This window comes from Coprococcus sp. HPP0074, from assembly GCF_964238105.1.
Classification (GTDB): domain Bacteria; phylum Bacillota; class Clostridia; order Lachnospirales; family Lachnospiraceae; genus Faecalimonas; species Faecalimonas umbilicata.
On the sequence record NZ_CAXSKS010000001.1, the window covers coordinates 139870 to 152151 of the forward strand.

Genomic DNA, 12282 nt, shown 5'->3' on the forward strand with positions numbered 1-12282 from the left:
ATAATTGACTATTTTGGTAAATAGAATTAAAATAAAGAAAACGAAAAGAAAAGGGGTTGAAGGCAATGTTGAATCATATTCAGAGTATCATTGTAATGACTACTGTTGTATTGACTGGAATTGTGGCTGCGCTTTTTATGAAAGGGCATGTAGATTACAAAATTGAACCGTTCCATAAGTTCTTTAACCTTTTGGAACTCGGATTTTTTAAGATCTGTGATAAGATCGGTGCCAGCAAAAAGTACTTTGATTTAAAGAAGAGTGAAGAAGTACAGAATTATCAGCTAGAGCTTGGCTGGACAGATGTGGTAGAGAACGGACATAAGAAAGCTGCAAGATAGTTGGTACAGACAAGGTTACAGTAGTAAGAAATCTGTCGGACGATAGTCAAAGACAGATTGTACGGAATATCAATAGCAGAAATAGGAATGTGTCAGACACATTCCTATTTCTTTGAGAAGAAAGGAAGAACAGATGCAGATTAGAAGAGGAAAAGCAGAAGAAATCGATAAAATTATGAGGATATATGAGCAGGCACGTGCATTTATGAGAAAAAACGGAAATGCGACACAATGGGACAAGGGTTACCCTTCCAGAGAATTGATTCTAAAAGAAATTGAACAAGGGTGTCAGTACGTTTGTGAGGAGGAAGAAGCTATTGTGGCAGTCTTTAGCCTGTGTGGCGGACCAGATCCAACTTATGAGAAAATATGGGATGGACAGTGGTTGAACCAGTCTCCCTATCATGTCTTGCACCGACTGGCATCCAGCGGAGAAAGAAAGGGAGCGGGAATGTTTTGCCTGCAATGGAGCATTGAGCAAAGCGAGGAAATTCGAGTGGATACACATGAGGCGAATCTGCCTATGCAGCGCCTGCTGGAAAAGAATGGATTTGTCAAATGTGGAAAGATCCAAGTGGCAGACGGCACAGAAAGAATCGCCTTTCAGTTAAAGAAGTAATTTGTTTCAGAGAAAAACAGTAGGCAGGTTGAGATGTGGGGATTTGAGTGTGAATGAAACTATGTTGTCTGGATCAGGTCGTTTAGAGAGCCGAAAGTATATCCCATCTCTTCCCATTTTGTGAGCAGTTCGTCTAAGATAGAGGCATTTGTGCTGGAAGTACTGTGGAGGAGGACGATCGCACCAGGGTGGATGCGGCCGAGTAGTTTTTCAAATGCTTCTTCCCTGGTCGGTTGCTGATCCTGATACCAGTCTACATAGGCGAGGCTCCAGAAAAAGGTGTGATACCCCATCTCTTTTGCCATCTGTAGATTGGCTTCGCTATATTTTCCTTGTGGCGGGCGGTAAAATTTTGTCATTTCTTCTCCGGTTGTCTTCTGGTAAAGTGTCGACAGTTCTCCAAGCTCTTTTTCGAATGCTTCTTTTGTAGAGATTTTAGACATGTCAGGATGGGTATATGTATGATTCCCAACGATGTGTCCTTCTTGCTGCATGCGTTTCACTAAATCCGGATTTTCTTTTAGAAAATTTCCGACGACAAAAAAAGTTGCAGGGACATGATGCTTTTTTAGCGCATCGAGGATTGGAACAGTATTTCCGTTTTCATATCCTGCATCAAAAGTAAGATAGATTATTTTCTTATCGGGATTTCCGGCATAAAATGCATTGTATTTTGAAAGTTCTCCGGAGGTGGCATTCCCGGTTGGTGTTTTTCCTTCTTCGGGAAAACTTAGTCCCCAGTTACCGTCGGCAGCTGTGGGGATTGCCTTCAAAGACTGTTGTTTCTGTAAATGGGCAGTCATGGTGCCGATACAAAATGCGGCGCTGAATAAGAAACATAGTTTGAAAGCAGAAATCAGATGCTGTTTTTTGAACATAGAAAACTCCTGAAAGATATTGTTATTCTAATATATGGAAAATCAGAAGTCGTATGCATTAAGAAACAAAGTGAAATTTTTAAAAAAGATTGTAGTATCCCCCAAAGTGCAGTATAATAAGACACAAAGTGCGGCATATGACAGGAAAGCTGCCATTGCCCGGAATACCAGAGTTTATCTCTGCGATTTCATTATAAGTCAGAAGAAGGGAAGGAAGAGATTTATGCAATACAGAGAACAGATTGAAGCTTATTTAGACGCACACAAAGAGGAAATGCTCGCAGATATCTGCCGTCTGATCAGAATCAATAGTACAAAAGGGGAAGCAGCCATCGATTGTCCGTTTGGGGAAGGACCGGCGAAAGCACTTGCAGAAGCACTTGAGATGGCAGAAGGATACGGATTTACAGTGAAAAATTATGAAAACTATGTCGGAACAGCAGATTTAAGCGACATGGAAAAGCAGTTGGACATTTTGGCACATCTTGACGTAGTTCCGGCAGGTGACGGATGGAGCGTGACAGAACCGTACATGCCAGTTATCAAAGATGGAAGAGTGTATGGCCGGGGAAGTGCTGATGACAAAGGACCTGCAATTGCGGCAATGTATGCAATGCGTGCAGTGAAAGAACTTGGTATTCCATTAAACAAAAATGTACGTTTGATTCTTGGAACTGACGAGGAGTGTGGAAGCAGTGATATCGCACATTACTACGCGGTAGAGAAAGAAGCACCGATGACATTTTCGCCGGATGCAGATTTCCCGGTGATCAATATTGAGAAGGGAAGTCTGAATGGACATTTTGTTGCAAAATGGGACACAGAAGAGGTATCTCCACGTATTTTAAGTGTTTCTGGCGGCAAGATCGTCAACATTGTTCCGGGAAAAGCTACTGCAAGTGTAGTTGGAATTGGTAGCGCAGAGATTCTGGAGAAGGCAGAGCAGGTACAAAAGAAAACTGGCGTTGTCTTTACTTGTGAGGAATCAGAAGGAACTGTGATCATCCATGCAGAGGGAGAAGGCGCACATGCTTCTAAGCCGGAAGAAGGAAAGAATGCATTGACAGCACTTCTGGAATTATTATGTATGCTTCCATTTGCAGCATGCAGTACAACAGATGCAGTAGAAAAATTACATCGGATGTTCCCGTCCGGAGATCATCAGGCGGAGGCGCTTGGTATCAATCTGGAAGATGAACTTTCTGGGAAACTCACAATGAATTTTAGTGTTCTAGAGTTAAATGAAGATGGACTGGATGGAATCTTTGACAGCCGGATTCCGATTTGCGGTACAACAGAGAACGTATTAAATGTCGTAAAAGAAAGAATGGAAGAAGATGGGATCACATTATTAAATGAGACACAGAATCCGCCGCATCATGTTCCGGCAGATTCTCCTCTTGTTCAGACATTGCTTGCGTGCTATGAAGAATATACCGGACAGAAAGGAGAATGCCTGGCAATCGGAGGAGGTACTTATGTACATCACTTGGAAAGAGGTGTCGCTTTCGGATGCTCGATGCCGGGAACGGATAATAGAATGCATGGTGCGGATGAATTTGCAGTTGTCGATGAGTTGGTGCTCAGCGCTAAAATTTTCGCACAGGTAATCTGCGAACTCTGCTGTTAGGAATAAGTTGATGAGAACAAAAAAGATGATATACGGCGGTCTTTTGACTGCCGTTGGACTTGTACTGCCGCAGGCATTCCATGTATTTGGGCAAGGAGTGGGCATGGCATTTTTGCCGATGCATCTTCCTGTGATGATTGCCGGAATCTTGCTTGGACCTTGCTATGGCGGGCTGATTGGACTGATTGTCCCTCTCGTAAGCTCTATGCTTACCGGGATGCCGCCGGTACCTAAACTTTATTTTATGCTTGTGGAACTTGTGGCTTACGGAATTTTCACTGGAATTTTTATCAGAAAAATGAATGTGTATTTCACTTTGCTCAGCGCGATGATCCTTGGAAGAGTGTTGTATGGATGTTCCTTGATCATTGGTGTTAAGCTTTTGGGATTCCATTTCCCGTTTGCCAATATGGGAGCGTTTATGGCAGGGATTGTATCTGGAATTCCGGGGATGATCCTTCAGATCACGGTAATCCCACTTTTCTATTTTACATTAAAAAAGGGAGGATGGATGATTGAACGAGACAGAGGTGAGGAGTAAGGAGCAGAAGATCGAAGAACAACTGAGGAATGCGGTTACGATTCTGAAAGAGGAGCAGAAAAGCTGTGTAATCTTATCGGAAGATGGAGCGGTAAGGTGTTCGGATGCCATCGGGATCAAGCCGCTTATGGTGGAGCTACGCGCAGACAGAAAAGCATTTCAAGGATCTGTAATTGCGGACAAGGTTGTTGGAAAGGCTGCAGCACTTCTGGCGGTTCTCGGAGAAGTTCAAGCCGTATTTGGAAGAGTTATGAGTGAGGGTGCTGTTAGTATATTTGAAAAGCATCAGATTCCATATCAATTTGAAACCCTTGTGCCGTATATTGAGAACAGGACAAAGGATGGCATGTGTCCGATGGAAGAGACGGTACAGTTGGTGGAAGATCCAGAGGAAGCGTTTGAAGCATTAGAAAAAACGATCGCCCGGTTGATGAAAAAATAAAATCTCTTTTAAAACGATCTGATTTGGTGTATGATAAATAAGAACGAGACACCGAAACGGAGAGAGAAGAATGAGTGAAAAAATTGTATTAATAGATGGACATAGTATTTTAAACAGAGCGTTTTATGGGGTCCCTGATCTGACGAATGCAGAGGGGCTTCATACAAACGCTATTTATGGTTTTTTGAATATTTTATTTAAAATATTAGAAGAAGAGCGCCCGGACTATCTGACCGTCGCATTTGATGTCCATGCTCCTACTTTCCGCCATAAGATGTTCTCGGACTATAAAGGGACGAGAAAACCAATGGCAGAGGAGTTGAGACAGCAAGTACCGGTGATGAAAGAAGTACTCCGTGCGATGAAGATAAAAATTGTAGAGCAGGAAGGCCTGGAAGCGGATGATCTGCTTGGGACAATCGCGGGGATCGGAGAGCGTGCAGGAATGGATGTGGCGATTTTGTCGGGGGATAGAGATTTACTGCAGCTTGCTACGGATCATGTCAAAATACGGATTCCAAAGACAAAACAGGGAAAGACAGAGATTGAAGATTATTATGCCGCGGACGTGAAAGCAAGGTATCAGGTAACTCCGCAGGAATTTATTGATCTGAAAGCGCTGATGGGAGATGCCTCAGACAATATTCCGGGAGTGCCGAGTATTGGAGAGAAGACTGCGACAAAGATTATCACAGAGTATGGGTCTGTGGAAAATGCTTATGCACATGTCGAGGAACTGAAGCCACCGCGTGCGGCAAAAGCATTAAAGGAACATTATGACAAGGCGCAGATGAGCAAAATCCTTGCCACGATTGAAGTAAATGCACCGATTTCTTACGAACTTTCAGAGGCAAAAATCGGAAATCTATATACCGAGGAAGCTTATGAGTATTTCCAGAAACTTCAGTTTAAAAATCTGCTCGGCAGATTCGATGTGGAAGCAAAGGGAAATCAGATAGAAAATGCATTTGTCCGTGTGACAGATAAACAGCAGGCAGAAGAACTGTTTGCCCGTGCAGGAAAAGAAACTTTTGTCGGAGTAAGCTTCGGGAAAGAAGAAAAAGATGCAGTACCGCTGTTTTCTCATTCTTCCGGATTTGGAAGTGTAGGACTTGCTTTTAGTGAGAAAGAAATCTACACGATTGTGGCAGAGGGAGAGCTTACGATGGAAGACCTGTTTTCGCTTGTGGGAACATTGGCTAAGACAACGGTTGTTGCATTGTTTGATGTGAAAGCAGCGCTTTCCTATGTGAGGATAGAAGATCCTGAGTCGTGCTTTGATGTCGGAATTGCAGCGTATCTGCTAAATCCGTTAAAAAGCGACTATACGTGGCTGGACGTGGCCGCAGAGCATTTGTCACTGCTTATCGATGAGAAGACAGAAGGCTATTGCAGAAGCTGCTACGAAGCATATGTAATCTGGGCGGCGGCAGCTGTGCTGGAAGAAAAAATGAAAGAGAGCGGGACGGAAGAACTATTCCGCACCATTGAGATGCCGCTTTTGTTTACTTTATTTGCAATGGAACAGGCTGGTGTGCGCGTGGAAGCGGAGGCACTCCGTTTTTATGGAGAGCAGCTTGGGACAAAGATTGTAGAGTTGGAAAAGGAAATTTATGCGCAGGCAGGAGAAGCGTTCAATATCAATTCGCCAAAGCAGCTTGGCGTGATTTTATTCGAGAAACTGAAACTGCCACATGGGAAGAAGACGAAGACCGGCTATTCAACGGCAGCAGATGTCCTTGATAAGCTTGCACCGGAATATCCAGTTGTCGAGAAGATCTTAGAGTATCGCCAGCTTACGAAATTAAAATCGACTTATGCAGATGGATTGGCGAATTATATCTGTGCCGATGGAAGAATTCACGGTAAGTTTAATCAGACGATCACTGCAACTGGACGAATCAGCAGTACAGAACCGAATCTCCAGAACATTCCGGTTCGGATGGAACTTGGAAGGCTGATCCGGAAAGTCTTTATTCCGGAAGAGGGGTATGTATTTGTGGATGCAGACTATTCACAGATTGAGCTTAGAATTCTTGCACATTGCTCGGGGGATCAAGAATTGATCCATGCCTATCGCGAAGCGAAGGACATTCACCGGATTACTGCTTCTCAGGTATTCCACACACCGTTTGATGAGGTGACAGAACTTCAGCGGAGAAATGCGAAGGCGGTAAACTTTGGAATTGTTTATGGAATCAGCTCTTTTGGACTGAGTCAGGACCTAAGTATTACGAGAAAAGAGGCTTCGGAATATATTGATCGCTATTTTGAGACCTATCCGGGGATTAAGAAGTTTTTAGATGACACAGTCGCCCATGCAAAAGAGATGGGATATGTTGTCACACTGTTTGGAAGAAGACGTCCGGTACCGGAACTTGCATCAAGCAACTTTATGCAGCGGTCTTTCGGGGAGCGTGTGGCAATGAATGCTCCGATCCAGGGAACAGCAGCAGATGTGATGAAGATTGCAATGATCGGAGTACACCGGGAATTGACGGAACGAAAGATGAAATCAAGACTGGTGTTGCAGGTACACGATGAACTTCTGATCGAGGCATATGAAGAAGAAGTGGAAGATGTGAAGAAAATTCTGAAGGAACAGATGGAGCAGGCGGCACAGCTGGATGTTCCGCTGGAAGTGGACATGCACACAGGACGAAACTGGTATGAGGCAAAATAGCATGAAGATTATCGGGATTACCGGAGGTGTTGGATCCGGGAAAAGTGAAGTGCTGAAGTTTTTAGAAAAAAATTATCAGGCGACTGTCTGCGAGGCAGATAAGATGGCGCATAAACTACAAATGCCGGGGGAGCGCTGTTATGAGAGAATTGTCGAACACTTTGGGGCGGAGGTTCTTGATGACGAAAAAGAAATCGACCGAAAAAAGCTTGGAGCGATTGTATTTGCAGATGCAGAAGAATTACAGTTTTTAAATCAGATGATCCATCCAGAAGTTAAGCGGGATTTTTTAGAACGGATCCAATCAGAACGTATGAAGGGCACAACACTTTTGATTTTTGAGGCGGCACTTTTATTGGAGGAGCATTATGAGGAAATCTGTGATGAGGTTTGGTATATTTATACAGAAAAAAGTATCCGCGTACAGCGCCTGAAAGAGGCTAGAGGGTATACAGAGGAGCAGTGCGAAGAGATTATGCAAAATCAGAATCCAGATGAGCTTTTCTTCCAGAAGTGCGACAGAGTAATTGATAATAGTGAATCTTTGGAAGAAACAAAGAGACAGATAAAGGAGATATTAGAAAAAATGGAGATACAGTCACGATGAGATTATGCAGTATAGCAAGCGGGAGCAGTGGAAATTGTATTTATGTGGGAAGTGATCATACGCATCTTCTGATTGATACGGGAATCAGTAAGAAACGAATTGAAGAAGGATTGAAAAATCTGGAGATCAAAGGAGAGGAACTGGATGGAATCTTACTTACGCATGAACATTCTGACCACATTCAGGGACTTGGTGTGTTCAGCAGAAAATATGAGATTCCTGTCTATGCTACACCAGGAACCATTCGAGGAGTCAGGGAATACAAAAAACTTGGAGAGATTCCTGACGGACTGTTTCATGAGATTGATGTAGATCAGAAATTTACGCTTGGAGATTTGAGTGTGGAAGCATTTGCGATCTCTCATGATGCGAATGAGCCGTCCGGGTACCGGATCGAGCAAGGTGGGCAATCGGTTGCAGTGGCGACGGATCTTGGGATTTATGATGAATATACCGTGTCAAAGCTACAAAATTTGGATGCGGTTCTTTTAGAGGCAAATCATGATATTCATATGCTGGAAGTGGGGAGTTATCCGTACTATCTGAAGCAGAGAGTTCTGGGAAATCGAGGACACTTGTCAAATGAATTGTCAGGTCGCCTTCTCTGTGATATTTTGCATGAGAATTTGAAACATGTCCTGCTTGGACATTTGAGCAAAGAAAATAATTATTCGGAACTGGCATATGAGACGGTGAAAATGGAAGTGCTGTTAAGTGATGTTCCGTACAAACCGGGAGATTTCCGGATGGAAGTCGCAAGGAGAGATGTGCCATCAGATATTATCACTGTTTAATGGCAAGAAGGAGAGATGTATGAAAAAGATAGCAATTGTAACAGACAGTAACAGCGGGATTACGCAGGCGCAGGCAAAACGTCTGGGGATAGAAGTAATACCGATGCCGTTTTTTATAGATGGGAAATTATATCTGGAAGACATTACGCTGACGCAGGAAGAATTTTATCAGCATTTGACACAAGATTCTGATATTTCGACTTCTCAGCCGGCGCCGGGAGAAATAATGGAATTATGGGATAGCCTTTTGGAAGAGTACGAGGAGATTGTACACATTCCGATGTCCAGTGGATTGAGCAGTTCGTGTGAGACTGCGATGGCGCTTGCAGCAGATTATGACGGTCGGGTGCGCGTGGTAAATAACCAGAGAATATCTGTGACGCAGAGACAGTCTGTTTTGGATGCAATGGAACTTGCAGCAGAAGGGAAGAGCGCAGTGGAAATCCAGGAGCGTTTGGAGGAAGAAAAACTGGATGCGAGTATTTACATTACCGTAGATACCTTGAAATACTTGAAAAAGGGAGGGCGGATCACTGCGGCGGCAGCGGCAATCGGAACGGTGCTGAATTTAAAACCCGTTCTCCAGATTCAAGGCGAGAAACTCGATGCGTTTGCAAAAGTGCGTGGATGGAAGCAGGCAAAAAAAGCGATGTTAGATGCGCTGGAGAAAGACATTAAGGAACGTTTTGGAAAGGAAAAGGTATATCTCCAGGCTGCGTACACCTGTTCAGAGGAAGATGCTGCCAAATGGAAAGAAGAGATCGAGAGCAGATTTTCGGGATATGAGGTACATATGGACAAATTGTCTCTGAGTGTGGCGTGTCACATCGGGCCGGGAGCAATGGCAGTCGCATGTACAAAAGTGATGGGAAAATAATACGAATAGAGGAAGAATGATAGTAAAAAAACTCCGCCCTGCAAGGCAACTGAGAATCTAAAAAGATTTGAGAGCCTGGCTGGGCGAAGTTTTTTGCCTTTTAAAGGCGTATAATGGATTGTCTGTATTCGTTGTGAAAAGGCCTCTGAAATTTGTCTGTGACGACGGATTCATAGAGATTAGCGCTGTGAACGTCTTCTTGAATCATATCTTCGGCAGCTTTGGATGTGAGCGCGGCAGAAGCAAGCTTTGTGATCAGAGGGATACGGCTTTCCTTTTTCAGGAGTGAAAAGAGCGGGGTGGCTGATTTTTGGAATCCCAGTATACGCGCATAAAGAGGGGGAGCACTCTTATCAGGGTCCGGAATTTCCAGACAGACATGGAGAAGAGCACGGCTGATGCGCGTGTAGGTAAGCTCCTTTGTTTTTAACAGCTCGCAGAATTGTTCCCAGTTTTGGAACTGATCTCTGCATCGGATGATCCGGTTTGCAAGCGGTGAAGAGATATCCTGCCAATGCACGAGGGAGTCTGCAGTTTCCTGTAGCAGTCGGTATTTCAGCAAGAGAGAAAAGTCGTTGGAACACACTGGGAAGCGAATGTTATATGCCTCTTTGCAAAGTAGATGGACGGTCTCGGGAACATGCCCGACAAGAGTAGAAAGGGCATCTTCTCCTTGGGAGAGAAAAAGTTTGCGGATTGCAGAGGCAGAACTAAAAGTTTCATGAGGAACAGCGTCATGATAGTGTGCTCCTTGCCGCTGGATCGTGAGTGGACGGATGGGGCTCTTTCGTCGTTTCAATGCTTTTAGGTATTCAATTCCTAAAATATTGTTTGGTTCATTTAAAATATTGCAGAGCGCTTGGTCGTTGAGTGTCTGCAAGGCGGCTTTTTTTCGGGCTACAGGATAAGAAAGGCCAGATTTTAGCGATGCCTGGAGTGCTTCTTTGAAACTGGCGGGCTCTTCCAAAAGAAATTGAGCGAGCGAAAGAAGCTTTTCAATCTCACCGCATTCACTTCCAAAACAAAGGAAATCAACACAGCCAAGCGCGTCTAGAAGAGATACAGCCCCAAAGGCGAAAAATTCTGCACTGCCTGTGGCATAGCGGACGGGAAGTTCTAAAACAAGAGAAGCACCACATTGAAGAGCCATCTGCGTACGGACATCTTTTGGAAGAATTGCGGGACCGCCGCGCTGTACGAAGTCTCCGCTCATGATGACGATCAGGTAATCGGCATCCGTCAGTTCTTTTGCTTTTTGAATGTGATAGAGATGTCCGTTGTGGAACGGATTGTATTCGGTGATAAGACCTGCGATTTTCATTGTTGGTTCTCCCTTTCTATAATCGTATTTCAGAATTATACTATAATATTTTTTGTTTGACAATCGAGGGAGAAGTCGATACACTTAAATTAGTGCGATTTATTTAAAACAGGGTAAAAAAGAGAAGAGGGAGGGTGCATATGCCAGAAGAAAGAATTGAAGAACTACTTGAACAGCGTGATTTTAAACAGTTGAAGCTGGAGTTGGAAGATATGTATCCTGTGGATCTCGCAGAGATCATGGAAGAGTTGACAGATAAACAGGTTGTATTGATTTTCAGGCTTCTCCCAAAAGAGGAGGCAGCAGAGACTTTTTCGTATATGAATGCGGAGATGCGTCAAGTGTTGATCGATGCACTGACGGATTCGGAATTACAGGAAGTCATGGAAGAGATGTATATTGATGACACGGTCGATGTACTGGAGGAAATGCCTGCAAATGTGGTAGATCGTCTTTTGCTTGTGACAGATGAGGAGACGAGAAAGCAGATCAATATGTTGCTCCAGTATCCGGATGACAGCGCTGGAAGTATCATGAATGTAGAGTACATCGCGCTGAGAAAAGAGATGACAGTGGCAGAAGCAATTTTGAAAATCAGGCAGGTCGGAATCAATAAAGAGACGATCTATACTTGTTATGTGACAGAAAAGAGAAAACTGATTGGAAGTGTGGATGTCAAAGATCTTCTGACAACAGGTGAAAATAAGGTGATTGAAGAAATCATGGAGACCAACCCGCTGTTTGTCAGAACATTAGACGACAAAGAAGATGTGGCAAATACAATACACAAATATGGACTGATCGCGATACCCGTGTTGGATCAGGAGATGTGCATGGTAGGAATTGTCACGGTCGACGATGCGATGATCGTTCTGCAGGATGAGGCGACAGAAGATATGAGTGTAATGGCAGGTGTGGTTCCGAATGAGGAGTCTTATTTTGGTACGTCTGTCTGGAAACATGCCAGAAACCGTTTTCCATGGCTGCTGTTTCTTATGCTCTCGGCAACGATCACAGGTTTGATTTTAGGACATTTTGAGGCAGCGCTTGCAGTGATGCCGATTTTAAATACGTTTATTCCAATGTTGACAGGAACAGGAGGAAACTGTGGATCACAGAGCTCTACATTGATCATCCGTGGTCTGACAGTAGGAGAGATTGAGTTTAAGGATATCTTCCGAGTGTTGTTCAAGGAGATACGGGTAGCACTTCTTGTAGGACTCTGTCTGTCGATGGTGAATGGAGTTCGCGTGATCATTATGTATGGCGATCCGCTTCTTGCCTTTGCGATCGGATTGACAATGATTGCAACGATCCTTCTTTCTAAGACAGTAGGGTGTGTTCTTCCGCTGGTCGCAAAAAAGTGTGGACTAGATCCGGCGATTATGGCAGCGCCGCTGATTACAACTTTAGTGGATACAGGTACAATTCTTGTGTACTTTGCGATTGTGACAAGGATTTTTCATATCTAATTTGGGAAAAATTTCGGAAGATTAGTGTAAATTAGCAAAAAATGAGAATTATTGACATATAATTAACAAAGCTTGTA

Annotated in this window: 12 protein-coding genes; 10 read left to right on the forward strand and 2 right to left on the reverse strand. The window is 43.8% G+C overall.

Annotation, left to right across the window (positions count from 1 at the left end; genetic code table 11):
* Positions 1-65: 65 nt before the first annotated feature.
* Both ACESPO_RS00685 and ACESPO_RS00690 read left to right on the forward strand, forming a co-directional pair.
* Positions 66-341, forward strand: a complete 276-nt coding sequence (locus tag ACESPO_RS00685; RefSeq protein ID WP_336305311.1) for a hypothetical protein — start codon at positions 66-68, stop codon at positions 339-341.
* Between the two features lie 133 nt (positions 342-474).
* A complete protein-coding gene (locus ACESPO_RS00690; protein WP_008975378.1) occupies positions 475-960 on the forward strand; it encodes an acetyltransferase in 486 nt (161 codons plus the stop codon).
* A gap of 59 nt (positions 961-1019) precedes the next feature.
* Here ACESPO_RS00690 and ACESPO_RS00695 read toward each other — a convergent pair whose 3' ends face one another.
* Entirely contained in the window at positions 1020-1838 is an 819-nt protein-coding gene (locus ACESPO_RS00695; RefSeq protein WP_119987165.1) for a polysaccharide deacetylase family protein, read from the reverse strand.
* A gap of 223 nt (positions 1839-2061) precedes the next feature.
* Here ACESPO_RS00695 and pepV point away from each other — a divergent pair, with 223 nt between their 5' ends.
* The 7 genes from pepV (at position 2062) to ACESPO_RS00730 (ending at position 9412) form a co-directional block, all read left to right on the forward strand.
* Complete coding sequence (gene pepV, locus ACESPO_RS00700) at positions 2062-3468, forward strand: dipeptidase PepV (RefSeq protein WP_336305312.1); 1407 nt, start codon at positions 2062-2064, stop codon at positions 3466-3468.
* A gap of 10 nt (positions 3469-3478) precedes the next feature.
* A complete protein-coding gene (locus ACESPO_RS00705; protein WP_009261976.1) occupies positions 3479-4009 on the forward strand; it encodes an ECF transporter S component in 531 nt (176 codons plus the stop codon).
* Positions 3984-4451: a DUF1893 domain-containing protein gene (locus tag ACESPO_RS00710; protein WP_119987162.1), complete on the forward strand. Its 468-nt coding sequence runs from the start codon at positions 3984-3986 to the stop codon at positions 4449-4451. The genes ACESPO_RS00705 and ACESPO_RS00710 overlap by 26 nt, the downstream gene beginning before the upstream one ends.
* A gap of 70 nt (positions 4452-4521) precedes the next feature.
* Positions 4522-7134 carry a DNA polymerase I gene (gene polA / locus ACESPO_RS00715; RefSeq protein ID WP_119987160.1) on the forward strand — a complete coding sequence of 871 codons (2613 nt, stop codon included), beginning with the start codon at positions 4522-4524 and terminating at the stop codon, positions 7132-7134.
* Positions 7079-7741 (forward strand): dephospho-CoA kinase, encoded by a 663-nt coding sequence (gene coaE / locus ACESPO_RS00720; protein WP_336305313.1) that lies wholly within the window; start codon positions 7079-7081, stop codon positions 7739-7741. Before polA ends, coaE begins: the two co-directional genes overlap by 56 nt.
* On the forward strand, positions 7738-8535 hold the full coding sequence (locus ACESPO_RS00725) for an MBL fold metallo-hydrolase (RefSeq protein WP_119987154.1): 798 nt from the start codon (positions 7738-7740) through the stop codon (positions 8533-8535). The genes coaE and ACESPO_RS00725 overlap by 4 nt, the downstream gene beginning before the upstream one ends.
* 19 nt (positions 8536-8554) lie before the next feature.
* Entirely contained in the window at positions 8555-9412 is an 858-nt protein-coding gene (locus tag ACESPO_RS00730) for a DegV family protein (RefSeq protein ID WP_270457108.1), read from the forward strand.
* 100 nt (positions 9413-9512) lie between these two features.
* Here ACESPO_RS00730 and ACESPO_RS00735 read toward each other — a convergent pair whose 3' ends face one another.
* Entirely contained in the window at positions 9513-10733 is a 1221-nt protein-coding gene (locus ACESPO_RS00735) for a nucleotidyltransferase (protein ID WP_270457106.1), read from the reverse strand.
* 140 nt (positions 10734-10873) lie between these two features.
* Here ACESPO_RS00735 and mgtE point away from each other — a divergent pair, with 140 nt between their 5' ends.
* Positions 10874-12205 carry a magnesium transporter gene (gene mgtE / locus ACESPO_RS00740; protein WP_008975388.1) on the forward strand — a complete coding sequence of 444 codons (1332 nt, stop codon included), beginning with the start codon at positions 10874-10876 and terminating at the stop codon, positions 12203-12205.
* Positions 12206-12282: the final 77 nt, after the last annotated feature.